Here is a 26,073-nt window from a genome sequence, read left to right as displayed (position 1 = left end):
GCGGCAAGCCTACCGCATCCCGGGGCGGAACACGAGCCCGGCGGTCCGGTGCCCGACGGTGCCTCATTCCCAGGCTCGCTAGCGTATCGGCGCGGTATTACTGAGGATTTCGTCGACCCCGGAGCGCAGCGCCTGGCGCTGCTGCTCCCGTCCCTCCGGCAGGAACGCCAGCACCCGGCCGCCGAGACGGTGATAGGCATCGACCAGAGAGTGCCGGAACAGGGGCAGGCCGTGAAACACCGGTGGCAGGGAATAGGTGCGACCGGCGCGTATGGCGGCCAGCGGGCGAAGCCCCATCAGCAGCGACAGGCCGGCTCGGCGGCATTCTGTCTGCGGCGCCATGGTGATAGCGGCGGGGAAGTGCTGGCGTAGCAATCGAGTGTGCTCCGGGTGCCAGAGCAGGAAACGGGCCTGGCGGCAGAGCCAGTCGCCTTTCTGTTGCTGGTCGGCCCAATGGCGCAGCGCTGCCAGGGTGCGTGCCGCGCTCTCCGGTTTGATGTCGAGAATCCAGCGCTGGTCGGTAAAGGTATGGGCGAAATGCTCGAAGGTAAGCAACGGCTGGCCATCATGGAGTCGATGGCGTAGGCATTGGTCCCTGTCCATGTCTTCGATAACGGCGTGACTGCCGGTGGTGCGAATCAGGGAGGCATCATGATGGAGGACGATCTGGCCATCATGGGTGGTGCGCAGGTCGGTTTCCAAGGTGTGGAAACCGGCTTCGGCGGCGGCCTCGAACGCATGCAGGCTGTTCTCTCCATGGCGTTGGTGCAGGCCGCGATGACTGATCCATATCACATCCATGGGAGTATTCTCCCCCGGACGCGGGTCAGGTTAAAGCGCCGCAGGTCGGGCGAGGATGCGGGATGGCTGGGCTCTCTCAGGCCGCGTGGGCGGCGGTGCTTTCCGCGTCAATGGATTCCCATTGGCCGCAATGATCCGCGTGGGCATCCTCAAAAACCCCTGCCAGGGCGTCAGGCACCCATTCCAGATCCAGCTGCACGTCTTGTTCCATGGTTTGTCCCCACAGTATCTTTTTTGAACAGGATCAAGAGTAGCGTGGCTATGGCCATGGCTCTGTTGTCTGGGTGTAAGCTTTTGCTTACAGAGAGTGACAAAGCGTGCTGCAAAATTTGGCGTAGCCCGGGCCTTTGTCACGGCAATGCTGGCTAAGGAGAGTGCGTATGCAGGAGTTAGGGAGCCTCTGAATAACGCTTTGCGTACTCAGCGTGACCTGAAGGGTGCAGCTGTTGTGTTTTGGTGCGACGGACAGGGTGGTTCCCTTTCCTAGCGACAAAGCGCAGCAGATGTGCCCTTCAGGTCGCGCCCTTCGGGGCTTCCAGGCTGGCCCACACTCGTTGTTGCACTTTCTCGACAGGCAACCAGCATGCCTTCAAAAGCGCGCCTAGATTGTGAGCCAGCCTGAAAGCCTGAGCATGCAAGGCGTTATTCAGAGGCTCCCTGGACTGGAACCAGGTCGTTACCCACCTGTACCAACTGGGGATTGCCTTTGTGTTGGCGTTACCGGTGGCTTGGAATCGGGAGCAGCGCGCCCGGGGTGCGGGCCTGCGGACCTTCCCGCTGGTATCCATTGCCGCCTGCGGTTACATGCTGGTGGGGATGCAGGTCTATAGCGGCTCTGATGCAGAAGCCCGGGTGATGTACGGGATTATTACCGGCATGGGCTTTATCGGCGGCGGGGCGATTCTCAAGGATGGGGCCAGTGTCAGTGGTACTGCCACGGCGGCCAGTTTGTGGAATACCGGGGCCATTGGCATTTCGGTGGCTTACAGCCGCTATGAAATCGCCCTGGTGCTGTCACTGATCAACTTTCTGATCCTGCAGTTCTCCCGTTCATTCAAACGGCTTCCGGTGGAAGACTGAAGGCGGATGGGCGGTACAGGCGCTTTTATGCCGTGGCAAGGATGGCCTGACGGACGCAGTGCAGGACCCCGGTCGGCCAGTCGTCGGCCAGCAGGTCTTTCAACTGTCGGTAGCTGAAGGTGTCCTCGGCCAGGTTGGGTTGGCTGAGCAGCGCATCCTGGATGATGCCGATCTCGGTTTCGCTGATCCCCAGCGCCTGCTCCAGGCTGAGCTGATGGGTGGTAACCAGCTGTGCCAGCTCCCGGTACACGGTTTGCTCGTTCAGATTCTGCTGGCGGGCGATGGCGGCCGGGCTCATGTTGGCCTGGGCCAGAGCGAGAATCTCGTTGCGATCCGGGCCGACGGGCTCGGCGACACCGGCGGCATCATCCTTCCCGTTGAGAATGTCCAGAAACGCATCCCCGTAGCGTTCCAGCTTGCGGTCGCCGACGCCGCTGACGGCGGCCATTTCCATCCGATTCCGTGGGCGAATGGCGAGCATGTCCATCAGGGTGGCGTCGTGGAAGACCACATAAGGTGGCACGCCTTCTTCATCCGCCAGCCGTTTACGGCAGGCGCGCAGGGCTTCCCAGAGAGTGCGGTCGGCGTCAGCGATATTGGCGTGCGCGCGGCGGGTGGAGGCTTTCCTGGCCTTGGCCATTTCCTTGCGCAGGTGAAGGGGCTGTTCGCCGCGCAGGTAGGGGCGACAGGCTTCGGTGAGTTGCAGCGCGCCAAAGCCGTTCATGTCCACGGTCAGCAGGCCACGGGCCACCAGTTGCCGATAAATGCTTCTCCACTGGCTGGCGCTGAACTCATTGCCGATGTTCCAGGTGGAGACATGGTCGTGACCGGCGCTGGCCACCTTGTCGGAGCGGTTGCCGGTGAGCACGTCGATCAGGTGATTGGCGCCAAACCGTTGGCCGGTGCGGTACACGCAGCTTAGCGCTTTCTGGGCGGCCTCGCTGGCATCGAAGGTCTGCGGCGGGTTCAGGCAGGTATCGCAGTTTCCACAGGGCTGCTCCAGGGTCTCACCGAAATAATGCAACAGGGCCTGACGACGGCACTGGGTGATCTCGCACAACCCCAGCATGGATTCCAGGCGCTGATGTTCGTTGCGTTTGTGCTGCTCGTTGCCGTTGCTCTGGGCCAGCATCTGCTTGAGTTTGATGGCATCTTCCAGGCCATAGGCCATCCAGGCAGTGGCGGGCTCCCCATCACGACCGGCACGACCGGTTTCCTGGTAATAGGATTCGATGCTTTTTGGCAGGTCCAGGTGGGCCACGAAGCGCACATCCGGTTTGTCGATCCCCATGCCGAAGGCAATGGTGGCCACCATCACCAGCCCATCCTCGCGCAGGAACCGTTGCTGGTGGTTTTCGCGGGTTTGCGCGGGCAGGCCGGCGTGGTAAGGCAGAGCCTTGACGCCCTGCTGGCACAGCCATTCGGCGACCCGTTCCACCTTGTTGCGTGACAGGCAGTAGACAATCCCGGCATCGCCGTCATGCTCGGCACGAATCAGGCGCAGGAGCTGATTCCGGGCGCCATCCTTGCGCTCGATACGGTACTGGATATTGGGCCGATCAAAACTGGAGACGAAGTGACGGGCCTGGGTCAGGTCCAACCGTTCGGCAATTTCCGTTCGGGTGCGTTGATCCGCCGTGGCGGTCAGGGCGATGCGCGGTACATGGGGAAATTCCCGGTGCAGCAGGGACAGTTGCAGATAGTCGTTGCGGAAATCATGGCCCCACTGGGAGACGCAGTGGGCTTCGTCGATGGCAAACAGGGCAATCTGTGCCTGGTGCAACAGCGTCAGGGTGCGAGGTTGTATCAGCCGTTCCGGGGCGATGTAGAGCATGTCCAGTTCGCCGTTGAGCAGGGCATCTTCCAGGGCGCGCTGCTGCTCCATATTCAGCGTGGAATTGAGAAATCCGGCTCTGACGCCCAGCGCCTTGAGGGCATCCACCTGATCCTGCATCAGGGCAATCAGCGGGCTGATCACCACGCCGGTACCAGGGCGAACCAGCGCCGGAATCTGGTAGCACAGGGATTTGCCGCCGCCAGTGGGCATCAACACAAGCGCATCGTCGCCCTGGATCAGGCTATCGATAATGGTCTGTTGCTCACCACGGAACTGGTGATAGCCAAAGACATGCTGGAGAACGGAGTGGGCATCGGATTGCATGGGGCGAGTATACCTGCCGCCGACCGGCACTGACATCCGCCCGCCAGCAAACTGTGCTAGGTTCTGGTGAAATTTCAGCGGGAATACTTGTCAGTGATGCGCGATATCTTTCGTCAGTTTCTGTTGCTGGGGCTGATCAGCTTTGGCGGGCCGGCGGCCCACGTGGGGTATTTTCACCGTCGCTTCGTGGAGGAATTGCAGTGGCTGGATGAGGCGGAGTTCGCTCGCCTGCTGGCGCTGACACAGTTTCTGCCCGGGCCGGCGTCCAGTCAGTTGGGCTTCGCCATCGGCCGGGTGCGCGGGGGGATCTTCGGGGCCTTTGCAGCGTTTGTTGCCTTTACCCTGCCGTCTTTTCTGTTGATGGCGCTGTTGGGGATTTACGCCGCCTCTTTGCCGGACTGGCTGCAGGGTGGGGCAATCACCGGGCTGAAGTGGCTGGCGGTGATCGTGGTGGCCGATGCGGTGTGGAATATGGGCCAGCGTTTCTGTGCCAACGGTCTGACCCGCTCCATCGCGGCCTTGGTGGCTGTGCTGTTGGTGCTGTGGCCGGCGTTGCTCGGGCAGATGCTGGCCTTGCTGATTGCTGCCGCCATTGGCTGGCACTGGCTGCGACCGGATCAGGGCGTGGCGGCACCGGGTAAACCGGTGTGGCGCCGTGGGCCGTTGCTGCTGTTCGCGTTGCTTACGGTTGTCGCCCTGCTGCCGGCGGGGCGGATGTTGGGCCTGTGGAATGATTTCTTTGCCGCCGGTTCCCTGGTGTTTGGTGGGGGGCATGTCGTGCTGCCCCTGTTGCAGGAACTGGTGGGGCCGCAGATGTCTCCGGATCAATTCCTCACCGGTTATGCCGCCGCCCAGGCAGTGCCCGGGCCCATGTTCTCGCTGGCATCTTATCTGGGTGCTGTGCTGCTGCCGGCCAGCCCCTGGTGGGGTGCACTGATCGCTACCCTGGCGATTTTCCTGCCGGGCTTTCTATTGGTGCTGGGACTGATGGAAGGGTGGCAGTGGCTCTCTTCCCGTCCGGCCCTGGCCGGGGCAGTAGCGGGGATCAATGCGGCGGTGGTGGGGCTGCTGCTGGCGGCCCTGTATCAGCCGGTGTTCGTCTCTGCGGTGAATGATCTGTGGGATTTGTTGATCGTGGTGACGGGGTTTGTGGTGCTGCGTAGCAAGACAGTGCCGTTATGGGGGATGGTGCTAGGCATGGCGGCGCTGGGGGTGATGACCAACCTGCTGTAGGAGCGCCTCATGAGGCGCGAATCCGAGCCTTTGGCGAGGGATTTGTCATCCGATCAGGCAAATTGCCAATAGATTCGCTGGTGCTATCTGCAGCCGGTTCTTCGCCTGGGCTCAGGTTCGCGCCTCCAGAGGCGCTCCTACGGGGGAGCTGGGGTGCGCGACAGGCGGCGCTTGCCTGAAAGTCGGAATCATGGTTCACTTCTTTTAAGAAATGAATATGGATTCCGATTATGGCTTACCGGGAAACCGCCAATGTGAAAGCGCGCAAGGCGGCCCAGCGTGACCATCTGCTGGTTTGCGCTGAGCAGCTGGTCCGCGAGGGCGGCTTTGCCAATCTCACCATGCAGACGCTGGCGGCCAAGGCCGGGGTAGGCGTGGGCACCCTGTATCGCTATTTCGACAACAAGGCGGTGCTGGCGGCGGAGGTCTTTCGTGTGGCCACCGAGCGTGAAGTGGCTGCAGTGGCAAAGGCGATGGGGCATCCCGGCAGCTTTTCCGAGCGGCTCTGCCATGTGCTGCAGGTCTTTGTGCGGCGTGCCCAGGCGGCACCGCGGCTGGCCTGGTCGTTGATCGCCGAGCCGGTGGATCCGGCCGTGGACGCGGAGCGTCTCACCTATCGCCAGCGCTACGCCGCGCTTTATCAGCAGTTGCTCAGCGATGGGGTTAGCCAGGGGGCGCTGCCCATGCAGGATACGGCGATCAGCGCGGCGGCGCTGGTCGGCGCCATTGCCGAAGCCCTGGTGGGCCCATTGTCCGACCCGTTGGCCAAAACCCAGCTGGCGGAATCCCTGACCCAATTCTGTCTGCGAGCCGTGGGGGTACCTCCGGCGCAGACCCAGTTTATCGAGCAGCAACAGACTGCATGATTTTTTCGGGAGAGCACCAATGACCGCCAAGCACGATAACCTGAAGCCGGACCCGCTGGCCCAGACCCACGAGGTCTTCAACCAGGCCCGGGCCCTGGAAGACTACAACGCCTACGACAACGATACGGCCCTGCGTGAAGCGGTGCGCCGCCACGGAGCCGGGTGGGCAGAAGACCGCCTGTCTGCCCACGGAGCCAAAACCGGCAGCGCGGAAGTGATCGAATGGGGCTTCCTGGCCAACGAGCACAAGCCGCAGTTCTTCTCCCACGACCGTCAGGGCTATCGCGTGGACGCCGTGAAGTACCACGAGGCCTACCATCGCCTGATGACGCTGGGTCTGGAGTCCGGGATTCATTCGGCTCCCTGGACAGACCCCAGGCCGGGTGCCCATGTGGCCCGTGCGGCACAGAGCTATCTGCAAGGTCAGGTGGAGGCGGGCCATGGCTGCCCGTTGACCATGACCTTTGCCTCGGTGCCCTCCATCAAGCTGACGCCCTCGCTGGCAAAGGAATGGCTGCCGAAGATTCTCAACAATGCCTATGACCCCCGTAATGTGCCGCATACGGAAAAGCAGGCGCTGACCATCGGCATGGGCATGACCGAAAAGCAGGGCGGTTCCGATGTACGCGCCAACACCACCCGGGCTTACCCGGTGTCAGCGGAAGGCCCCGGTGAAGCCTATGAACTGGTGGGCCACAAGTGGTTCACCTCGGCGCCCATGTGTGATGCCTTCCTGGTGCTGGCCCAGACCGACAGCGGCCTGAGCTGTTTCCTGGTGCCCCGCTGGCGTCCGGACGGCAGCAAGAACCCGATCCAGGTGCAGCGCCTGAAGAACAAGATGGGCAATGTCTCCAATGCCTCCTCGGAGATCGAGCTGCGCGGCGCTCTGGGCTGGATGGTCGGCGAGGAAGGGCGCGGCGTACCGGCCATTATCGAGATGGTGGCCATGACCCGCTTCGATTGCATGGTGGGCTCCACCTCCGGTCAGCGTCAGGCCGTGGCTCAGGCGGTGAACCATGCCATGGGCCGCGCCGCCTTCGGCAAGACCCTGATTGATCAGCCATTGATGCGTAACGTGTTGGCAGATTTGCAACTGGAGGTAGAAGGCTCCCTGGCCATTACCATGCGCATGGGGGAGGCACTGGATAACAGTACCCTGGACCCGGCCAATGAGCATGAGAAACTGCTGTTGCGGTTAGGTCTGCCGGCGGGCAAGTACTGGATCTGCAAGCGCACCCCGTTCCATGCCTATGAAGCCATGGAGTGCCTGGGGGGGAACGGTGTCACCGAAGACTTCATTATGGCGCGCCTGTATCGCGAGGCGCCCATCAATGCCATCTGGGAAGGCTCCGGCAACGTGCAGGCCCTGGACATGTTACGGGCCCTGGCCAAGACCCCGGCGGTGCTGGAGGTGTGGTTCGCCGAGCTGGCGAAAACCGCCGGCAGTGATAGCCGTCTTGACCAGGCAGTGACGTCGCTCAAGCGTGAATTTTCGGACATGGATGAGGCCGAATACCGGGCCCGGGACATCGTCGATCGCCTGTCCCTGACCCTGCAGGCCAGCCAGCTGGTGGCCGCCGGAAATGGTGCAGTCGCCGAGGCCTTTATCGCCTCCCGTCTGGGCGAGCACGGTGATCGAAACTATGGGACGCTGCCGCGGGGGCTGGATCTGGATGAGATTCTGCGGCGGGCAAACCCGTGGGAGGGCAGTTGACAGTGGACAGTTGAAAGTTGACAGCTACGCGAGAGGGTTCTCTGTTTTTTCAACGCTTGAGTACGCGGCCAAACCAAGGGCGCGGACTCAAGTGTTTAAGGCAAAGACGAAATCCAGATCGCGAGCTGTCAACTGTCCACTATCAACTGTCAACTAGAGTTTAAGTTTTCCTGCGATCTCGAACCACATGGCCCGGAAGGCCTGGGCGGAGGGGGTGTAGGGGGCAAACTCGCCGACCGGGGCGCGGTGATCGCCCATCTGTTCCACATGGGTGGAGTAGGGGATCCAGGTCTTCAGGCCGCCTTTCATGCTTTTGGGACGCTTGACCAGCATTTCCACATGCAGGTCCCGGTGGCGGTCCACCATGTTGAAAAAAGGCACCACGGTGAGGTTCTTGACGTTCTTGCTGGCCAGCCAGTCCAGCACCTGCTCATAGGCCCGCACTGACAGGTGGGTCGGGATCACCGGGACAAACAGGTAATCCACCGCGGCAAAGATGCTTTCGGCCATCGGGCTCAGGGTGGGCGGGCAATCCAGAATGACCAGTTCGTAGCTTTCCCCCAGGGGGGCAATCAGCTGCTTCAGGCGACTCTTGGCGCCGCCGTTTTCCATCAGCTTGATATCCGCGTTGCGCATGGAAATATCGGCGGGGATGGCATCCAGATTCTTCCAGCGGGTTTCCCGTTTCAGTCGACCGATGGGTTGTTTGCCCTTGATCAGATTGCCGGCCTTGTAGCCGTCGCCGTCATCCACCCCCAGATAGAAGCTGGCGGCGCCCTGGGGGTCCAGGTCCCAGAGCAGGGTACGGTGCTTCCAGCGCGCGGCATGCCAGGCCACATTCACGGCCGAGGCGGTCTTGCCCACGCCACCTTTCAGGTTGTAAAAGGCTATGGTTTGCATGGCGTCCCATTCCTGTAAGCTTACAAAAAGCGCTACGATATTGATTGTTAGTGCTGGCGCCGTGAGTTGTCCGGTGCAGCGGTTTGTGCTCAGGCTAGCATGAACCGCTGGGATGTCCCACGATCGGGGGGGGGGGCTCCGTCAGGTCCTGCGGGTTGTGATGAGGACCCACAGGCGGTTTAATAGCCAGCCAAAAAGTGCCCGCGAGGGCCGAACTCGACGCTACAGGTACCCAGGGTGACAGCGACGAAACGCTACCAGGTCTTTATCAGTGCCACCTTTCCCGATATGCAGGGGGCGCGCCAGGCATTGATGTTGCCGTTGATCGAGCACGGCATGATTCCCACGGGTCTGGACAGCTCCGCTGCGGATGGCAATACCCTGTTGCCGGTGATCCAGAAACTGATCGAAACCAGCGATTATTTCGTGCTGATCGTAGGTGGCCGCTACGGCACGCTCTCACCCATGGGGCTCAGTGAGCTGCACCGCGAATATATCTTTGCCGCCACCAAGCGCAAACCCATTGTCGCCTTTATCCATGATAACCCTGCCATGTTGCCCGCTGACCAGCAGGAACCCACCCGCGATGGCCAGGTGCGCCGGGATGATTTTGTGCGCCTGCTGGAAGAGAAAGTGGCCTGCTTTCGCTGGACCACGGAGAGCGGTCTGGCAGAGCTGGCCCACAAGGTGATCCCCAATCTGATGCGGGAACATCGAGCTGACGGCTGGGTGCGCGCAGACCAGGCCGGTATCGGTGGCGGCGGGGCTGAGGTCGAGGCCCTCAAAGCCCGTATCGAGATGCTGGAAAAGGAACGCGAAGACAGCATGAGCCAGGCCCGGCCCCCGCTGAAAACCCTGTCCCGGGGTGGCGATCTGGTGGCGCTGGATTACTCCTGTAATGTCTATGAAGGCGGTGATTGCAAACTGGCCATGGTCACCACCCGGATCAGCTGGGATCAGGCGTTCTCCTGTGTGGCTCCGCTGATGCTCAATCCGGCATCCGAACCGGTGATGCAGAAAGCGCTGGAAGATTTCATCGGTCGCAAGGCTCTGGGCGATGTGCAGCAGGACTTCCCCCGTGCCCATGCGGTGCGCAACGTGGTGCTGGCTGCCCATGCGTTCAACCAGATCAAGATCCATCTGCGGGCGCTTGGCTTGATTGCCAAATCGTCGGAGAAAGATAATCGCGGCCTGCCGTTGTGGCAGCTGACGGCCCACGGAGATAACACCATGAGCCAGGTGATGGCGGTAAAGCGGTCTATAAAAATCTAGTTAATAGTGAACAGTTAATAGTTAACAGCGGCGCGGAACAGCGTTGTCTGTTCTGGAAGCAAAGAGGCCGCGCCCATGGTTTGGGCGCGGCCTCTTGCGTTTCTAGTTACGAGGCGCTGGCGCGCGTCGCTGTTAACTGTTCACTATTAACTGTTAACTCAGCCCAGCTTCCCTTTCAGGAATGCTAGAACTTCATCCATGGCCACCTCGGTATTCTCCGCATCCCCTCGCCCTTTATATTCGAGCACCCCATTGTCCATGCCCCGTTCGGCGATGACGACGCGGTGGGGGATGCCCAGCAGTTCGCTGTCGGCCAGTTTCACGCCCAGGCGCTCTTTCTCGCGATCATCGAACAGCACCTCGATGCCGGCCTCTGTCAGCTCGGCGTAGAGTTTTTCGGCCAGTTCCCGCTCGCGGGGGCTCTTCTTGATGTTTACGGGTACCAGGGCCACCTGGAAGGGGGCGATGGCCGCCGGCCAGATAATGCCGCGATCGTCATGGTTCTGTTCAATGGCAGCAGCCACCACCCGGGTAACGCCGATGCCGTAGCAGCCCATGGGCATGACCACGGACTTGCCGTTTTCATCCAGAACCTTGGCGCCCAGAGCCTCGGAGTACTTGGTGCCCAGCTGGAAGATATGGCCCACTTCAATGCCACGCTTGATGGTCAGTGTGCCCTTGCCGTCCGGGCTGGGGTCGCCTTCCACGACATTGCGCAAGTCGGCCACCTGGGGCAGTGCCACGTCCCGTTCCCAGTTGATGTTGAAGTAGTGCTTGCCGTCTTCGTTGGCGCCGGCACCAAAGTCACTCATCACCGCTACGCTGCGGTCGATGACAATGGGGATCGGCAGCCCCACCGGACCCAGGGAGCCAGGGCCGGCGCCGATGGCCTGGCGAATTTCCTCCTCGCTGGCGAACTCCATGGGCGCAGCCACGGCGTCCAGCTTCTCCGCCTTGATATCGTTCAGCTCGTGGTCACCCCGAACCAGCAGGGCGATCAGCTGGCCTTCCTCCGCCCCCTTCACCACCAGGGTCTTGACGGTTTTTTCCATGGGCAGATCGAACTGCGCGACCAGCTCTTCGATGGTTTTGGCGTTGGGGGTATCCACCTTTTCCATGGCCGCACCGGGGGCCGGGCGCTCAGTGGCGGGGGCCAGGGCTTCCGCCAGTTCCACATTGGCGGCGTAATCGGAGCTGTCGGAGAAGGCGATATCATCTTCACCGGAGTCGGCCAGCACGTGGAACTCGTGGCTGGCGGCGCCGCCGATGGCACCGGTATCCGCTTCCACCGGGCGGTAGTCCAGGCCCAGACGATCAAAGATGGCGCAGTAGGCCTGGTGCATGACCTGATAAGTGGCGGCCAGGGATTCCATGTCCGCATGGAAGGAGTAGGCATCCTTCATGATGAATTCCCGCGAGCGCATGATGCCGAAGCGCGGGCGGATCTCGTCCCGGAATTTGGTCTGGATCTGGTAGAAGTTGGCCGGCAGCTGCTTGTAGCTGTGCAGCTCGTTTCGGACCAGGTCGGTAATCACTTCCTCATGGGTCGGGCCCAGGCAGAAGGGATTGTTGTGACGGTCGGTAATCCGCAGCAGCTCCGGGCCGTAGGCCGGTGCCCGGCCGGACTCTTCCCACAGCTCCATGGGCTGAACCACCGGCATCAGCACTTCCTGGGCCCCGGCACGGTCCATTTCCTCGCGGACAATTTGCTCCACCTTGCGCAGCACGCGCAGGCCGGTGGGCAGCCAGTTGTACAGGCCGGAAGCCAGCTTGCGGACCATGCCGGCACGCAGCATGAGCTGATGGCTGATGACAACGGCATCGGCCGGGGTTTCTTTGACGGTGGCAAGCAGGTACTGGGAAGTGCGCATAGGAGACAGTCTTTGACCGGTTATTGCTGAAGCCGGTTATTTTAGGGGCAAAGACGTCTTGTCACCAGCCATCATGATTGCTGCTGGGATTGTTGCACGGGCTTTCGTATCCTCCCCGTATCCAGAATTAAATGGCGAGTCATATGCTGAATGCACAAGAAGTACAGGACGTGATCTATCAGGGATTGCCGGCGGCGTCTGAGGAAGGTCTGCGGGTCGAAGCGGTGGGCGAACGACGTGCCCGGGTGCGCAGTCCGTTCCGGCCGTCCACTATTCGTCCGGGCGGTACCCTGTCCGGCCCCACCATGATGGGGCTGGCGGATGCGGCCATGTATGCGGCGATTCTTGGCGAGCTGGGTCGCGTGGAAATGGCGGTGACCCAGAACCTCAATATCAATTTCCTGTCCCGCCCGGCACAGAAGGATTTGATTGCCGACGCGGTGATTCTGCGTCTGGGACGGCGTTCCGCCGTGCTGGAAGTGCAGCTGTTCAGCGAAGGCAGTGACGAGATGGTGGCCCATGTGACCGGAACCTATGCGCTGCCGAGGAGTTGAAAGTTCAAAGTTGAAAGTTGCAAAGCGCGAGAAAAGCAGGGCAGAAATGTCTAGGCCGTGCCCGCGATGACCGGTCAAGGTGATTACTTCAGACGCCGGCATCCAGTAAAAAACTGCCTTGCGGCGCGGCTAAAGGGTCTATCGCATGGCAACCAATCTGGATCGCGCTTTGCAACTTTCAACTTGAAACTATTCACTGCAACTCCTTCTCCCAGATCAGATCGAGGCTGTTGGCGCGGGTGCTCGAGCGGGCTTCCAGGTGCAGCTGTCGGGTCAGGGTGTAGCGCAACATCACGGTGGAGACTGCATCGAACAGTCCCACCGCATAGGTCAGGTACAAGCGGTCAGACAGCTGTTTGCCCAGCATCAGGGCGGCATCGTCGGTTTCCCAGTCGCTGCCCACGCTGATTTCATCCACTCCCAGTTTGTCCCCGAGTTTTTCCGTGACGCCGCTGCCTTTTTCCAGGCCGTAGAGTGCCAGCGCCTGGGCGATGCGGTTGTTGTCGCCTTTGGAGCCTCTTTCCAGTGGTCGGCCGGTCAGCAGGTAGGACATGGCCTGGCTTTGTTCCATGCCCGGCTCCGAGAACAGGCTGGCTTCCGGTGCCTGCAGGGTGCCGCTGAGCTGTACCCCGACCACCACGTTCTCACTGGGTATCTTGCGGATGGCACGGATATCCAGCCCGGGGTTGTCCGGCGGGCCCTGGAAGATCAGTTGACCGTCACTGATGGCCAGGTTTTGGCCGTAAGCCCGGTAGCGACCTTCCCGGATTACCAGTTCGCCGTTCAGTTGAGGGGGTTGTTGCGGTTGCTGGTTCACTTGCAGAGTGCCGCCAAGCATGGCGTCCAGGCCAAAGCCCTTGAAGTGCACCTTGTCACCCAGGTTGACGATGACATCAATCCCCAACGGCAGGCCACTCTGCTGTTTTCCCTCCTGATGCACCAGGACCTGATCCTGACTGACGGTAACCGCGCCCTCGGGAAGCTCCGTGGGCTGGATTTCCGCCTCCGGGATGGTCAGTTTGCCGCCCAGCTGCAACTCATCCAGGTCGCCCTTGAGGGTCAGGCTCGGATTGAGCAGCACGCGGGCATCGGGTCTGTCCGCCACCCGCAACCGTTGGCCATCCAATGACAGGTTCACCGTGGCTGGCCACTCCCTGGGATCCAGTGTGCCGGTCAGGGTCAGGGTGCCTTCGCCCAGGGTCGCCGACCCGTTCACATCCAGTTGTCCCCGGGGCGAGCCCTGCACATCCATCTGCAGGTTGGTGACGGCGACGCCGAGGGCGGGGACCAGGGCGCTGCCGTTATGCAGACGGATGTTGCCGTCCATCAATGGTTGTCGAAGGGTGCCAGCCAGGGCGAAATCGCCACGGACCTGACCGCTGATTTCGCGCAGGTCGGTGGTAAGCAGCGCCAGCGGTGACAGACTGGTGAGCTGGAAGGCTACCTGGCCGCTCAGGGGGCCGTTGGCGTCCAGGCCATGCTCCAGGGAGGCGTTGGCGCTGGCCAGGTCGGAGACCAGGGTCAATTCGCTGGTCAGCCGCTGGTCTTGCAGCTGTCCTTTCATGGAGAGCTGCTCGATAACCAGCTCCTGGGGAGTGTCCGGGGTGCGCACGGCCAGGCGGGCATTGTCGGTTTGCAGCTGAAACTGCCCAGCCGGGTTTTCCAGCGGGCCTTGCAGGGAGGCGTCACCGTTCAGGTTGCCCTGCACGGTAAAGTCCGGTCCCAGCAAGGCGCCGGCCAGCGCCAGCGGCAGGGCGTCGACGGAGGCGCGGACGTGGACCTGGTTGGCGTCGTCCCGTTTGCCTTCCAGGCAGAGTTGGCTCGGCGCTTGCTCAAGACAGAAAGCGCTCAGGGACTGCTCTGTGGCGGACAGCACCAGCGACGTGTCCCGGCTTTGCTGCCAGCGCCCCAGTTGCGCGTGTACCAGGCTGGTATCGGACAGCGAACCCTCCCAGCGGGGCGCGTTATGGAGGGAGACCAGGCTGCCTCGCAGGCCTGTCTCCAGGCGGACATCGTCACGACGGAAACGTGCCGTGGCACGATGGTCGGCCAGGGTGCCGTTGAGGCTGAGCTGTGCGGTGGCCAGTTGTTCGCTGTTGCCCTGCTGCAACGTCCCGGTGTTCAGCTCAAGCATCATGGTTTGCGCGCCCGGGCCGAGTGCGCGGAACCGGGTTTGCAGGGAGGCCAGCGACCAATCCTGCCAGCCCAGCTGCCGGCCGTTCAGAGTGCCGGTCAGATGGGGGGTGGCCAGGGGACCACGGATTTGCACTTGACCGCTGAGCTGGCCCTGAATATCCGGGTAGAGCTGGTCCAGCCGCGGCAGGGCCAGGGTGGTGTCCAGGGACCAGTCGGGCAGGATGGCGCCGCGGCCGGTGAGCCGGTTGTCTCCCCAGCGGATGTTGCTTTCCAGTTGCAGGCCTTGCTGACGGCTTGCCACGGTGGTTGTGGCGGTCAGAGGCTGCTGGCGAACCCGGCCTGCCAGTTCTAGCCGGCTGGGTGACAACTGCCATTGCCCGTCTGCATGGGTGCCCTGGCTGTTGCCTTTCACATTGAGCTGGCCCGGGAAGTGCGGATGCAGCAGGCCGGTATCCAGTTTGCCCTCCAGCTCCAGGTCCCAGCTCAAGGGGCTGAACTGCAGCTCACCGTGTCCTGCCAGTTGTTGCTCGCCGTCATCAAGCTGCAGCTGCTGCAGTGCCAGGCCACCGTGGGTGAGCTGGCTGTTCAGTGACAGATGCACTGTCTTGTCGCCACTGCTCAGGCGACTCTCGCCTGTTATTTGCAGCGTTGCCAGTGGACCTCGGGTGGTCAGCCTGCCGTCGCCCACGGAGAGTGGTTGCGGCAACACCAGTGGCAACGGCTGTGCCGGCCACTGGTGTTCCAGGGCCAGGGGCCGTTCCGGATCAGCGAGTTGCCATTCGCCCTGGCTGTGAATTTGCACCGGGGCGCTCAGTTCATGATCCAATATCAAGGTCGAGAGCGATCCGCGGATATTGAGCTGGCCCGCTGCTTTCTGCGCGTTGAGGGTTTCGTTCTCGGCCAGGGGCATCTGCCAACGGGCTTGCCCCTGAATCTCCATGGGGGCGGCAAGACTGCCCTGGGCGGTGGCTTCCACGCTGATATCGGCCACCGTGCGGGTGGTCAGGCTGGCCAGTTGAAAGCGACGCCAGGCAGCCAGCTGTCGGGCATCCAGCCCACTGACCAGCTGGGTGTCGTTGAGGCGAAGTGAGGCCAGGGTCAGGGTGTCGATGCGTACCCCAAGGGGGAGTGCCAGGCTGTCAGGCAAACCGGCCGTGGCGGTGTCCTCTGTTTTCGGATCCGGGGGCAGTGACAGGCGGAGATCGCCCAGGGATAAGGTGGTGAATTCCAGCCAACCGCGGGTGAGGGAAGCGGGTACCAGCTCCGCCTCGAGACGATCCAGAGTCACCGACACCCCGTCCAGCTGATAGTGCACACCGGTGACCGTGACCCGGTCCAGCAGACTGCCCTGCCAGTCTTCCACCTGCAGATCGCCGGGGATCCACGCGCTGACCTGACCCAGCAACCAGCGGTTGCCGGTGGCCGTGCCCAGCAGCAGCCAGGTGGTCAGTACCACCATCAGGATCAGACTGAACAGCACCCCGAGCAGGCCGACACTGAAACGCTTGAGGGTTCGCTTTATCACAGGTCCGGCCCCATGCTCAGGTGCACGCGCCAGTCGCGGTGTTCATCCACGGCCCGGGCCAGGTCCAGCCGGATTGGTCCCAGCGGGGAGCGCCAGCGGATGCCGAACCCGGCGCTGCGGCGGATTTCGAAATCATTGACGTTATTGAAGGCATTGCCGCCATCGGTGAAAACTGCCAGGTGCCATTTCTCGGTAATCGGATGGTCATACTCCAGGCTGCCGGTGGCCAGATGTCGACCCCCAATCACATCCCCATTGTCGGCCCGTGGGCCCAGGGATTCATAGGCGAAACCGCGAACACTGGAGTCACCGCCGGCGAAGAAACGGATAGAGGCAGGCAGCTCCCGGACATCCGTGACTTCTGTATAGCCCAGGTCCCCGCGCATCAGTACGCGCCCCCCAAGCAACGGGAAAAGCAGCTTGCCACTGCCGGTCAGTTGCAGGAAAGAGGCTGTGGAAGACAGGTTACGATTGGCGAAACGGATTTTGCTGCTCAACCGCCAGCCGAAAGACGGATAGATGGGGTCGTTGGCCTTGACGCGGCTGAGCTGGAAGCCGGGAATGATCAGCTCGGCCTGATCCACTTCCCCGGCGATCTCGTAGGTCTCGCGCAGGTAGGTCAGTGACGTGGTGGTGACCCAGCGATTTTGCAACTCGACGATATAGTCGGCACCGGTGGTCCAGCGTTCATTGTCTTTGCTGTCGGTGACTTCATTGACATAGCTGGTGTGAAAATCCAGCCGTTCCCGTTGCGGATCTTTCAGCGGGATCTGGTAGCTGGCACCGGCCCCTTGCTGCACCTGGGAGACTTCCGTTTCCGCCCGGAAGCGGTGACCGGCCCGGTTCACCCGGCGATTTTCCACCCCCAGGCGCACCCGTGGTCCGGTATCGGTGCTGGCGCCGACGCCGGCGAGCAGTGACCAGCGATTGTTGTCTGTCAGGTTGATGCTCACGGGAATGGTCCGGCTGTCATCATCCGGGGTGCCTTTCTGGACCCGCACGGCACTGAAATACCCGGCGCCCAGAAAGGCCTGCTGGGTCTCCAGCAGCTGTTTGCTGTCGAAGGGCTCACCTTCATGAAAGCTCACGTAGGCATCGACCAGCTTGTCCCTCAGTTCACTGCCGGTCAGGGTGATGGCGCCGAAGTCGTAGCGGGGGCCGCTGTCCATATGCAATGTGATGGTGGCCTGACGTTTTCGGGTGTCCACGCTCAGTTGATTGCGGGTCAGTTGTCCCTGCACATAGCCACGACTGATCAGCTGTTGCTGCAGATTTTTTTTCAGGGAGGTGTACTGGTCATGTTGCAGTCGCTGGCCGATGGCCAGTTGCGCAGTGGCCACCAGCTGATTGAATGCAGGATCATTGGCGGCATCGCCGCGGATGCGGATGTCGGCCCGCTGCAGGATCACCGCCGGCCCGGTATTCACATCCAGCGTGACGCGTGCGCAGCCGTCTTGCTGGTCGGTTTGCAGGGATAAGGTGCTCTCGTAGTAGCCCATGGCCTGCAAGGCTTGCTGGCTATTGGCGAGGATCTGCCGGCGGATCAGGCCGAACTGGGCCGTGGGTGGCTCGCAGGGGTAGCGGGACAGATTGACCAGGGCGCGAATGTTGCTGTTGACCGCGTCGCTGGCGTTGCCAGTGATGCGCAGTTGCGGGGCGTCATCAGCAAAAGCCGGTACGGCGAGCAGCATCAGAAATAGCGTTAGGAACCAGGTTGTCTGCTGCTGTGCCCTCAAGTCTTGCATCCCTGTGCGCTGTTTCCCGGCGGCATGTGGATTTGATGCTGTGTCCCACCGGTTGGGTATGTTGCCACTCGCCCAACAGTGTAAGGCAAGTTGTGACAGTCAGTCTTCGCGAAAGTGCTTGTCGCGTTGGTAGTCACTGGCGGTAGGGCGCTTTTTCAGCCGTCGTTGCAGGGTACGGCGATGAATGCCCAGGGCGTCGGCGGCCCGTGAAATATTGCCATCATGGGCATCCAGGGTGCGCTGGATGTGCTCCCATTCCAGCCGTTGCAGGGACGGGGGCGTGGCGGGTAAGGGCAGGGCCGGGTTGGCCGGGTCGGTATCCAGGGCCTGCAGGATATCAGCAGGGCTGGCGGGCTTGGTGAGATAGTTGCGGGCACCACGATGGGTTGCCGCCACCGCCGCGGTAATGCTGCCGTAGCCAGTGAGCAGAATGATACGGCAGTCCGGGAAATGTTCGAGGATCGGGACAATCAGATCCAGGCCGTTGTCGCTGCCCAGATTCTGGTCGAGGATGGCGCCTGCCAGGTCTGGCAAGCGGGCAAGCAGGGCGAGGGCCTGTTCCGCGTTGTGGGCCACGGCCACACGATTGCCACGATGCTCCAGGGCGCGAGCGGTCTGTTCGGCCAGCGGCTCATCGTCTTCAACCAGCAGGAGTTGGCGCACAGTCATCTGGCGAGCTCCCGTGGCCAGTCGATACGAGCCTGGGTCCAGCGAGGTCCCAATTCCATTTCCAGGTGTGCGCCCATTTGCTCCAGCGTGGTGCTGACCAGCGTCAGGCCAATCCCCATGCCTTCCCGCTCCGACGGGGCGTGGGCGGGGCCGTCATCGCTAACTTGCAGGCGGTAACTCTGATCCCGGTCATGCAGCGTGATTGCCAGTCGCGAGGCGCCGGCATCCATGGCGTTATAACCCAGGTTGCAAAGGACCCGGAACCAGCCTTCCGGGTTGGCCACGTTGGGGTTGGTATCCAGTTGATGGGTCACAGAGAGGGTCGGTGCCAGATGCCGAAGGTGTTGTTGCAGCCTGGTCAACAGCTCACTGAAAGGCAGGGATTCCGGTAGCGGGGTGTCGTCGCCCTGTTTCAGGCGTCGGGCCACGTTTCTTGCCAGTTGTTCCATCTGTGTCACTTCATCACGAAGCGCGCCGGGCAGTTGTGGCGAATGCAACAGATTGTCTGCCAGCATTACCAGCGTCCCCAGCGGGGTATTCAGCTCATGGGCCTGGTCAGCCAGGGTCGCGGCGATCTGGTACATGTGCTCGCGGCGACCGGCCAGGTCAATGGCCTGCTCCTGCTGGCGTTGCTGTTGGCGCATCAGGCGCTGGATCACCTGTCCCAGCAAGGTCAGCATGACCAGCAGGGCGATAAAAACCGCGGCCATGCCGACCCCATGCAAACCGCTGAGTTGGTGGCTGAGAGCATGAAGGGGGCTGTCCATGGCCGGCATCTGATACCAGCTCATGGACACCATATAGCCGCCCAGTGCCAGGGCGGCCACCAGCATTCCGCTTCTCAGTGGCAGGGTCAGCGAGGCCAGCAGGGCGGGGACCAGCAGATAGAATGACAGCGGGTTGCCGGCGCCGCCGAACCCCTGGATCAGGCCGGTAAACAGGATCGTATCCAGGGCCAGTTCCAGTGTTAGCAGCGGAGCGTGGCGCTGGCGACCCACCCGGTGTGACAGCAATGTAATCAGGCTGGGCAGCAGCAAGGCCGCCAGCCAACCCAGCTCATTCAGGCGATAGCCGCTATGCCCCTGACTTTGCAGCACCATCAGGGCAAGGGTAATGATCAGCACCAACAGACTGCGCAGCCATATCAGGCGCAGTCGCCAGTTCAGTAAGGGGGGGCGGTTATCCATGGGGCTATTGTAAAGGCAAAGTGCCGCGAGTGGGTGTGGCAGTTTGTCCCGTCGGGTGAGTTGAAAGTTCAAAGTTTAAACGCGTTCCGGGGTGCCGCCTCCCGGAGCCTCACTCTCCGCGCTCATGGGTTTGAGCGCGGGCATGGCATAGCAGCGCACCAAGCGTTGTCTCGCGCTTTTGAACTTTCAACTTTGAACTTTTAACTGGGTTTCAGCAGCGCCCCGTCAAGCAACTCCCCGGCAAAGGCGGGCAGTTTCGGGTGGCGGCGGTGGCTGGCCTTGTGCAGGCGGAAACCGGCTCCACGGAAGATGCTGGCGGTATCACGGGTGAGTTGGCAGCCGCAGGCCAGGTGCTTCCAGGCCGGGTTCATGCCTTTTTGCAGGCGCTGCACCCACCGACGTTCGCTGAGTACATGCTCCAGTGCCAGCAGGGTGCCGCCGGGTTTGAGTACCCGGAAGGCCTCTGCGGCGGCCCGCTCCGGATCCGGGATGGTGCAGAATACCAGGCAGGCGACCACGGTATCGAAGTGGTGGTCCGGGTAGGGAAGTTGCTGGGCATCACCGGTTCGCAACACAAACCGCTCCGGCCGCGCACACTGGCTGGCCGCTTCCTGCGCCAGCGTTAACAGCGCCTGAGCCGGTTCGATGCCGTGGATCTCTGTGGCCGCATCGCCATAGAAAGGAAAGTTGCTGCCGGTGCCGACCCCCAGTTCCAGAACACGTCCCCGGGCCTGGCCGATGATCCGCTCGCGATCCCGGTAGACCGGACGGGTTGCCCAATCCAGTAATACCGGGAACAGCGTATCTTCGTAGAGTGACATCAGCCGCGTGGGGGCAACACGTAGTTTTCCGGATTGTTCAGCATATCCATGGTCAGCGGATCACTGATGATGCTGGTCAGATTACGGTCCGTCTGCTTGCTGAACTTGCGGCGCAGCTTTTCAAACTTGCGGAAGCTGCGGAAGTTCAGGGCATACAACCGCACTTCCTGCAGGCGCTTGTAGGAATACATCACGTCCAGGGCATCCATGGAAAATTCCGGACGGATTTTCATGGCCTTTTCCAGGTAGCTGATCGCTTCATTCAGATCGCGCTTGCGGTTCATGTAAATGAGGGCGTTGGCGTATTCATAGTTGACGATGGGAATGTCGCCAGCCATTTCCAGCGCTTCAGCGAAGGACTCTTCCACGGTGGTGGTGCGTGCCCCGTAGGTCATGCGGCCGGTGAACTTGCCGACCCGGCGCATGATGCCGGCATCCACGCCTGCGCGGAAAGCATGGGCGAGCGGTTGCTCCGGCATGACTTCCACCACTTCCTCGGCGCTGCTCTTGATCTTGCCGATATAGCGTCGTGCGACAACGATGGGGACCGGAGACTCTTCGGCGATACGCGCGATGGCATAGGCGTAACCCAGCTTCACGGTGGCCACGATCGGCGCTACCTCCGGGTCATCCTCGGCCTCCTTCATATCGTCGAAATATTCCTGGGCCTGGTTCGCCACGTCCTGCAGCATCATGTACTTGGTGCTCTGGCGGTCCGCCAGGTAAATCGCATACATGAGCTGGGAGAACAGGGAAGGAATCTTGCCGATGGCGCCCAGTTTCAGGCCCTCTTCCCGTGCTTTCTGGAAATCACCGGCAAAGAACATTCGCCACACTTCCAGGTAACGACGTTCCAGACCGTCGAAATCCTTGCCATCCCAGTTCTGGATGTCTTCAGACATAAAGGGGTATTTCTTGAACTGGGTGCGCATGTAGTCCGCAGAGGGGTAGGGGACTTTCAGGCCGCGCATCAGGTAATCCCATTTTTCCCGGATTTGCGCGTCGGTGTAGGTGAAGTAGCTTTTCTTGTAGGGGACGTCGTTCCATTTTTCCTGGAAGATGCGTTCATCCACGGGGATTTCCTGCATTTGCAGTTCTTCCGCGGTGACTTCGTCCATTTCATCATCGTAGTCATCGTCCCGCGCCGCATGAAGTTGCAAGCTCAATGTACAAAGCGCGATCAGACAAAGGGAGTGCCAGAGTCGTTGAGGATATGCTGTCATGATGGTTACAGCTCTTGTTGTTGTTGTGTGTTTTATCAGGGTAGGGAATACAACGTGCTGTAGTCCTTGCCGCCCGCTGCCTGTGAAGACAGAGGAAACAAAAACGTCAGCGAAGCCTTGTCAGGCTTTTCCCAATACCCCGTTTTGGAGGCGATATGATCGCCGGGCCCCGATAGCCCTTGTAATGGCTTAACAATGCCATGGGCTTGGGCGGTGGACAAGTTTCTGAGGGTATCTATTTCCCTTGGGAAATGTATCTGTAGGGTTGCTGCCCGACAGGAGTCAGGCGACGGGGGAGGTCTCAGGGAGCCGCTGGGCAACACCTCGCCGGGTACGCAAGGGGTTACTCAGAGACTCCCTGGCAGCCAGCTAGCGGGTGCCGCCGGCATCACGAAGCAGCTGGGCATAGTCGCTGCACTTCGGGTGGCTCTCGATCAGGGCCAGCAGGGTGCGGCCCTTGGGGTCACGGGCGTTGATATCCCGGCCGTTTTCCTGAAAGAACCCGATGAAGCGCTCGAAATCTTCGGCCCGCAGGGCCCGGTAGGCTTTCTCGAGCACGTGGAAGTCGGCGTCGACCCCTTCCTCGCTGGAGAAATCCAGGAAAACCTTGATCTGTTCGTCGGTCATCGGCTCGCCGATTACCTTCTTTTTGTCCTTACGCTCTGCCATGGGCGCGCTCCTAGTGTTGTGCAGGGGCTGAATGCTGGCGCCTCGGAGTGGCTGCGGTTGGCCAGAAAACAACCAGGGTCAGTCAGCGTGATATCAGTGGGCGCGGATTATAGAGGCTGGGGTGGCCAGGGGCCAGAGGAGGGAAAAGAGAAGGTCAACCGCCGGGCCGGAGCCCGGCGGTGGCAAGCGGCATCAGGATGCCATGTCCTTGAGCTTTTTCAGCGGACGCACTTTTACCATGGTGCGGGCCGGCTTGGCGGCGAACGTGGTTTCTTCGCCGGTGAACGGGTTGATGCCCTTGCGTGCCTTGGTGGCGGGTTTTTTCTGGGTGACGATTTTCATCAGGCCCGGCAGGGTGAACTGGCCAGCACCGCGTTTCTTCAGATGACCTTCCATGATGTCGGCCAGCTCATCGAATACGGCGTTGACGTCTTTCTTGGTCAGGCCGGTGGTATCGCTGATCTGGTTAACGATCTGGGTCTTGTTCATCGGTTCGGTGATGGTTTTAACCTTGCGAGCCGCAGTAGCGCTGGTGGCTTTGGCAGCTGTCTTTTTCTTTGCAGCCATGGATTACTTACCCCTTGTTTTGTGTCTTCCTGAGAATGTGTGTCTCCGCCGATCGGCGGGGAACCGGTCTTGCTTCCCTGTCAGGTACGCCCCTGGACTGCGCAAACTCAGAGGGCCACTGAATTGGTTCGCATCTGTTATATGCCATGAATTTTCACTGCACAAGCCGTGAAACCACTATTTTTTACGGACTTTCAACAAAAATGGGGCGGATGTGGCCTGTTTGGCAGGGAATCGCCCCCCGGCATGGCTCGCAGGCGGTGGAATCGCTATACTGTGGCGCCTTTTTCAGCGACCCGGGGACTGGCACTGCCGACAGATGCGGTTGGCCCCGGGTAGCGCCCTCAGAAATACAAGCGGAAGTTAAGCATGCGAAGCCATTATTGCGGTGATTTGCGAGCCTCCCACGATGGAGAAACAGTTGAGCTTTGCGGTTGGGTCAGTCGCCGCCGTGACCACGGTGGGGTGATTTTCCTCGACCTGCGTGACCGTAATGGTCTGGTGCAGGTGGTGTTCGATCCGGACACCGTGGAAGCCTTCGCGCTGGCCGACAAGGTTCGCAGCGAATACGTGGTGCGCCTGACCGGTCTGGTGCGTATGCGCGATGAAGCGGTGCGCAACAGCAAGATGGACACCGGCGATATCGAAGTGCTGGGCAAGGAACTGACCATTCTCAACGAGGCGCAAACGCCGCCGTTCGAGCTGGATGCCCATTCCGCCGCTGGCGAAGAAGTGCGCCTCAAGTATCGCTATATGGATCTGCGTCGTCCCGAAGTGCTGCGTAACTTCCAGTTCCGTTCGCGGTTGACCCACGTGGTCCGCGCCTTCCTGGAAGGCGAAGGCTTCATGGATGTGGAAACCCCGATCCTGACCCGGGCCACCCCGGAAGGTGCCCGGGATTACCTGGTGCCCAGCCGTACCCATCCCGGTAGCTTCTTCGCCTTGCCGCAGTCTCCGCAGCTGTTCAAGCAGCTGCTGATGGTGGCGGGCTTCGACCGCTACTACCAGATTGCCAAGTGCTTCCGAGATGAGGACCTGCGCGCCGATCGTCAGCCGGAGTTCACCCAGATTGACCTGGAAGCTTCCTTTGTGGAGGAAGAGGACATCATGGGCATCACCGAACGCATGGTGCGCTCGGTGTTCAAGGAGCTGCTGGATGTGGAGCTGCCGGACTTCCCGCGCATGCCGTTCTCTGAAGCCATGCAGCGTTTTGGTTCCGACAAGCCGGACCTGCGTATCCCGCTGGAGCTGATCGACATCGCCGATTTGCTGGCCGGTGTGGACTTCAAGGTGTTCTCCGGCCCGGCCAACGATCCGAAAGGGCGTGTGGCGGCCATGAAAGTTCCGGGAGGGTGCAGCCTGTCCCGCAAGGACATCGATGGCTATACCAAGTTCGTCAGCATCTACGGCGCCAAGGGGCTGGCCTATATCAAGGTCAACGACCTGGCTGCCGGGGCCGAAGGTCTGCAATCGCCGATCCTCAAGTTCCTCACCGAAGAGGCCATCCAGGGCATTCTGGAGCGCACCGGCGCCGAAACCGGCGACCTGATCTTCTTCGGTGCCGACAAGGCCAAGATCGTCAACGAAGCGCTGGGTGCGCTGCGCGTCAAAGTGGGCCACGACCTGAGCCTGGTCGAGGGCGACTGGGCGCCGTTGTGGGTGGTGGACTTCCCCATGTTCGAAGAGGACGAGGGTCAGTACTACGCCCTGCATCACCCCTTCACCATGCCCAGCTGCAGCCCGGAAGAACTGAAGAGCAACCCGGAAGGGGCCCTGTCCCGTGCCTATGACATGGTGCTCAACGGTACCGAACTGGGTGGGGGTTCTATCCGTATCCACAACCCGGCCATGCAGCGTACCGTGTTCGAGGCCCTGGGTATTTCCGATGAAGAGGCGGACGAAAAGTTCGGCTTCCTGCTCGACGGTCTCAAATACGGTGCACCGCCCCACGGTGGTCTGGCTTTCGGTCTGGATCGCATGGTCATGCTGATGACCGGCTGTGACTCCATTCGTGACGTGATCGCTTTCCCGAAAACCCAGACCGCCTCCTGCATGATGACCAATGCGCCGTCACCGGTGGACAGCAAGCAGCTGCGTGAAGTGGGTGTGCAGGTACGAAAAGAAGACAGTTGATTCGATAACAACCGGCGGCGCGGCCCGGCCGCGCCGGTCTGTTCGTAGCAATTACGGGAGACACCATGGCAGGACACAGTAAATGGGCCAATATCAAGCACCGCAAGGCGGCCCAGGATGCCAAGCGCGGCAAGATCTTTACCAAACTGATTCGTGAAATCACCGTGGCGGCCAGAATGGGCGGCGGTGAAACGGCGGACAACCCGCGCCTGCGGGCGGCGGTAGACAAGGCCCTGGGTCAGAACATGACCCGCGATACCATCGACCGGGCCATCAAGCGCGGCGCCGGTGGTGATGACGATGCCAACATGGAAGAGATCACCTACGAAGGCTACGGCAAGGGAGGCGTGGCGGTGCTGGTGGAAACCATGACCGACAACGTCAACCGTACCGTCGCCGAGGTGCGCCATGCATTCTCCAAGTTTGCCGGTAATCTGGGCACCAGCGGTTCCGTGGCCTTCCTGTTCACCAAGCGTGGCGAGATCTTCTTCGAGCCCGGCGTGGACGAAGAAAAGCTCATGGAAGTGGCCCTGGAAGCCGGTGCCGAGGACGTGGAAGAAAACGACGATGGCAGCTTCCTGGTGATTACTACGCCGGACAAGCAGTTCGGTGATGTGGTTGACGCCCTGCGCGAGGCCGGCCTGGAGTTTGCCGATGCGGAAGTCACCATGCATCCCTCCACGGAAGCGGAGATGGATGCGGATACCGCTGAAACCGTGCAGAAGATGATCGATATGCTGGAAGATCTGGACGACGTGCAGAACGTTTACACCAATGCCAGCTGGCCGTCGGAAGAAGAGGAGTAGCTTCCAGCGGTGAGCTGCTAGCGACGAAGAAAACAAAAAACCCCGCGAGTCGGGGTTTTTTGTTATCTGGCGTGTGCGTCTTTCGAGCCGGACTACAATCCGGCTGGAAGTTGCCCCAACTGGACATATGGACAGCTGTA

General features: G+C 61.2%; 21 protein-coding genes. 8 read left to right on the top strand and 13 right to left on the bottom strand.

Translation table 11 applies throughout. The annotated features are described in order from the left end of the window. Positions 1–78 precede the first annotated feature (78 nt). Both C4S63_RS02215 and C4S63_RS17575 read right to left on the bottom strand, forming a co-directional pair. Positions 79–801, bottom strand: a complete 723-nt coding sequence (locus C4S63_RS02215; protein WP_062816908.1) for a glycerophosphodiester phosphodiesterase family protein — start codon at positions 799–801, stop codon at positions 79–81. 76 nt (positions 802–877) lie between these two features. Beyond that, positions 878–1,012 (bottom strand): hypothetical protein, encoded by a 135-nt coding sequence (locus tag C4S63_RS17575; protein WP_255357632.1) that lies wholly within the window; start codon positions 1,010–1,012, stop codon positions 878–880. A 446-nt stretch (positions 1,013–1,458) separates the two neighbouring features. Between C4S63_RS17575 and C4S63_RS02210 the strand changes: the two genes are divergently transcribed. Then, a complete protein-coding gene (locus tag C4S63_RS02210; RefSeq protein WP_063508667.1) occupies positions 1,459–1,881 on the top strand; it encodes an MgtC/SapB family protein in 423 nt (140 codons plus the stop codon). 25 nt (positions 1,882–1,906) lie between these two features. On the opposite strand, the gene recQ is transcribed toward C4S63_RS02210, so the two are convergent. Then, on the bottom strand, positions 1,907–4,042 hold the full coding sequence (recQ, locus tag C4S63_RS02205; protein WP_103916570.1) for a DNA helicase RecQ: 2,136 nt from the start codon (positions 4,040–4,042) through the stop codon (positions 1,907–1,909). Between the two features lie 96 nt (positions 4,043–4,138). Between recQ and chrA the strand changes: the two genes are divergently transcribed. From chrA to C4S63_RS02190, 3 genes are all read left to right on the top strand, one after another. Further along, the gene (chrA, locus tag C4S63_RS02200; RefSeq protein WP_103916569.1) at positions 4,139–5,275 is read left to right on the top strand and encodes a chromate efflux transporter; all 1,137 of its coding nucleotides are present in this window, start codon (positions 4,139–4,141) and stop codon (positions 5,273–5,275) included. A gap of 230 nt (positions 5,276–5,505) precedes the next feature. After that, the gene (locus tag C4S63_RS02195; RefSeq protein WP_103916568.1) at positions 5,506–6,141 is read left to right on the top strand and encodes a TetR/AcrR family transcriptional regulator; all 636 of its coding nucleotides are present in this window, start codon (positions 5,506–5,508) and stop codon (positions 6,139–6,141) included. A gap of 19 nt (positions 6,142–6,160) precedes the next feature. Beyond that, the gene (locus C4S63_RS02190) at positions 6,161–7,855 is read left to right on the top strand and encodes an acyl-CoA dehydrogenase family protein (protein ID WP_103916567.1); all 1,695 of its coding nucleotides are present in this window, start codon (positions 6,161–6,163) and stop codon (positions 7,853–7,855) included. Between the two features lie 153 nt (positions 7,856–8,008). Here the strand turns inward: C4S63_RS02190 and C4S63_RS02185 are convergent, their stop codons facing one another. Next, complete coding sequence (locus C4S63_RS02185) at positions 8,009–8,755, bottom strand: ParA family protein (RefSeq protein ID WP_062816914.1); 747 nt, start codon at positions 8,753–8,755, stop codon at positions 8,009–8,011. A 237-nt stretch (positions 8,756–8,992) separates the two neighbouring features. Between C4S63_RS02185 and C4S63_RS02180 the strand changes: the two genes are divergently transcribed. Next, complete coding sequence (locus C4S63_RS02180; protein WP_082810853.1) at positions 8,993–10,027, top strand: DUF4062 domain-containing protein; 1,035 nt, start codon at positions 8,993–8,995, stop codon at positions 10,025–10,027. 158 nt (positions 10,028–10,185) lie between these two features. Here the strand turns inward: C4S63_RS02180 and C4S63_RS02175 are convergent, their stop codons facing one another. Beyond that, positions 10,186–11,898 (bottom strand): proline--tRNA ligase, encoded by a 1,713-nt coding sequence (locus C4S63_RS02175; protein ID WP_103916566.1) that lies wholly within the window; start codon positions 11,896–11,898, stop codon positions 10,186–10,188. A 143-nt stretch (positions 11,899–12,041) separates the two neighbouring features. On the opposite strand from C4S63_RS02175, the gene C4S63_RS02170 reads away from it, so the two are divergent. Beyond that, positions 12,042–12,452: a PaaI family thioesterase gene (locus C4S63_RS02170; RefSeq protein WP_063509041.1), complete on the top strand. Its 411-nt coding sequence runs from the start codon at positions 12,042–12,044 to the stop codon at positions 12,450–12,452. 193 nt (positions 12,453–12,645) lie between these two features. Here the strand turns inward: C4S63_RS02170 and C4S63_RS02165 are convergent, their stop codons facing one another. From C4S63_RS02165 to C4S63_RS02130, 8 genes are all read right to left on the bottom strand, one after another. Further along, positions 12,646–16,113: a translocation/assembly module TamB domain-containing protein gene (locus tag C4S63_RS02165; RefSeq protein ID WP_234999909.1), complete on the bottom strand. Its 3,468-nt coding sequence runs from the start codon at positions 16,111–16,113 to the stop codon at positions 12,646–12,648. Then, the gene (locus tag C4S63_RS02160; RefSeq protein ID WP_234999908.1) at positions 16,110–17,804 is read right to left on the bottom strand and encodes an autotransporter assembly complex family protein; all 1,695 of its coding nucleotides are present in this window, start codon (positions 17,802–17,804) and stop codon (positions 16,110–16,112) included. The genes C4S63_RS02165 and C4S63_RS02160 overlap by 4 nt, the downstream gene beginning before the upstream one ends. A gap of 153 nt (positions 17,805–17,957) precedes the next feature. Continuing rightward, complete coding sequence (locus C4S63_RS02155; RefSeq protein ID WP_063509044.1) at positions 17,958–18,527, bottom strand: response regulator transcription factor; 570 nt, start codon at positions 18,525–18,527, stop codon at positions 17,958–17,960. After that, complete coding sequence (locus C4S63_RS02150; RefSeq protein ID WP_103916564.1) at positions 18,524–19,714, bottom strand: HAMP domain-containing sensor histidine kinase; 1,191 nt, start codon at positions 19,712–19,714, stop codon at positions 18,524–18,526. The genes C4S63_RS02155 and C4S63_RS02150 overlap by 4 nt, the downstream gene beginning before the upstream one ends. A gap of 200 nt (positions 19,715–19,914) precedes the next feature. Then, positions 19,915–20,535: a class I SAM-dependent methyltransferase gene (locus C4S63_RS02145; protein ID WP_062816921.1), complete on the bottom strand. Its 621-nt coding sequence runs from the start codon at positions 20,533–20,535 to the stop codon at positions 19,915–19,917. Further along, positions 20,535–21,758 carry a hypothetical protein gene (locus C4S63_RS02140; protein ID WP_062816922.1) on the bottom strand — a complete coding sequence of 408 codons (1,224 nt, stop codon included), beginning with the start codon at positions 21,756–21,758 and terminating at the stop codon, positions 20,535–20,537. The genes C4S63_RS02145 and C4S63_RS02140 overlap by 1 nt, the downstream gene beginning before the upstream one ends. Before the next feature lie 369 nt (positions 21,759–22,127). After that, entirely contained in the window at positions 22,128–22,427 is a 300-nt protein-coding gene (locus tag C4S63_RS02135) for a PA4642 family protein (protein WP_062816923.1), read from the bottom strand. A gap of 192 nt (positions 22,428–22,619) precedes the next feature. Then, entirely contained in the window at positions 22,620–22,994 is a 375-nt protein-coding gene (locus C4S63_RS02130; protein WP_035248851.1) for an HU family DNA-binding protein, read from the bottom strand. Positions 22,995–23,363: 369 nt separating this feature from the next. Between C4S63_RS02130 and aspS the strand changes: the two genes are divergently transcribed. Further along, positions 23,364–25,127 (top strand): aspartate--tRNA ligase, encoded by a 1,764-nt coding sequence (aspS, locus tag C4S63_RS02125; RefSeq protein WP_103916563.1) that lies wholly within the window; start codon positions 23,364–23,366, stop codon positions 25,125–25,127. Between the two features lie 65 nt (positions 25,128–25,192). After that, on the top strand, positions 25,193–25,933 hold the full coding sequence (locus tag C4S63_RS02120; RefSeq protein ID WP_062816925.1) for a YebC/PmpR family DNA-binding transcriptional regulator: 741 nt from the start codon (positions 25,193–25,195) through the stop codon (positions 25,931–25,933). The last annotated feature ends 140 nt before the right edge of the window (positions 25,934–26,073 follow it).

It is taken from the genome of Alcanivorax sp. DSM 26293, assembly GCF_900107995.1.
Taxonomy (GTDB): domain Bacteria; phylum Pseudomonadota; class Gammaproteobacteria; order Pseudomonadales; family Alcanivoracaceae; genus Alcanivorax.
This window is presented reverse-complemented; position numbering and strand designations above follow the sequence as displayed.

What these genes read in the sequence shown, in the direction of transcription:
- recQ (WP_103916570.1), bottom strand. Translation starts at nt 4,042, where the DNA reads ATGCAATCCGATGCCCACTCCGTTCTCCAGCATGTCTTTGGCTATCAC.
- C4S63_RS02215 (WP_062816908.1), bottom strand. Translation starts at nt 801, where the DNA reads ATGGATGTGATATGGATCAGTCATCGCGGCCTGCACCAACGCCATGGA.
- C4S63_RS02140 (WP_062816922.1), bottom strand. Translation starts at nt 21,758, where the DNA reads ATGACAGCATATCCTCAACGACTCTGGCACTCCCTTTGTCTGATCGCG.
- chrA (WP_103916569.1), top strand. Translation starts at nt 4,139, where the DNA reads ATGCGCGATATCTTTCGTCAGTTTCTGTTGCTGGGGCTGATCAGCTTT.
- C4S63_RS02170 (WP_063509041.1), top strand. Translation starts at nt 12,042, where the DNA reads ATGCTGAATGCACAAGAAGTACAGGACGTGATCTATCAGGGATTGCCG.
- aspS (WP_103916563.1), top strand. Translation starts at nt 23,364, where the DNA reads ATGCGAAGCCATTATTGCGGTGATTTGCGAGCCTCCCACGATGGAGAA.
- C4S63_RS02195 (WP_103916568.1), top strand. Translation starts at nt 5,506, where the DNA reads ATGGCTTACCGGGAAACCGCCAATGTGAAAGCGCGCAAGGCGGCCCAG.
- C4S63_RS02145 (WP_062816921.1), bottom strand. Translation starts at nt 20,535, where the DNA reads ATGTCACTCTACGAAGATACGCTGTTCCCGGTATTACTGGATTGGGCA.
- C4S63_RS02150 (WP_103916564.1), bottom strand. Translation starts at nt 19,714, where the DNA reads ATGGATAACCGCCCCCCCTTACTGAACTGGCGACTGCGCCTGATATGG.
- C4S63_RS02130 (WP_035248851.1), bottom strand. Translation starts at nt 22,994, where the DNA reads ATGGCTGCAAAGAAAAAGACAGCTGCCAAAGCCACCAGCGCTACTGCG.
- C4S63_RS02175 (WP_103916566.1), bottom strand. Translation starts at nt 11,898, where the DNA reads ATGCGCACTTCCCAGTACCTGCTTGCCACCGTCAAAGAAACCCCGGCC.
- C4S63_RS02120 (WP_062816925.1), top strand. Translation starts at nt 25,193, where the DNA reads ATGGCAGGACACAGTAAATGGGCCAATATCAAGCACCGCAAGGCGGCC.
- C4S63_RS02135 (WP_062816923.1), bottom strand. Translation starts at nt 22,427, where the DNA reads ATGGCAGAGCGTAAGGACAAAAAGAAGGTAATCGGCGAGCCGATGACC.
- C4S63_RS02155 (WP_063509044.1), bottom strand. Translation starts at nt 18,527, where the DNA reads ATGACTGTGCGCCAACTCCTGCTGGTTGAAGACGATGAGCCGCTGGCC.
- C4S63_RS17575 (WP_255357632.1), bottom strand. Translation starts at nt 1,012, where the DNA reads ATGGAACAAGACGTGCAGCTGGATCTGGAATGGGTGCCTGACGCCCTG.
- C4S63_RS02160 (WP_234999908.1), bottom strand. Translation starts at nt 17,804, where the DNA reads ATGCTGCTCGCCGTACCGGCTTTTGCTGATGACGCCCCGCAACTGCGC.
- C4S63_RS02185 (WP_062816914.1), bottom strand. Translation starts at nt 8,755, where the DNA reads ATGCAAACCATAGCCTTTTACAACCTGAAAGGTGGCGTGGGCAAGACC.
- C4S63_RS02190 (WP_103916567.1), top strand. Translation starts at nt 6,161, where the DNA reads ATGACCGCCAAGCACGATAACCTGAAGCCGGACCCGCTGGCCCAGACC.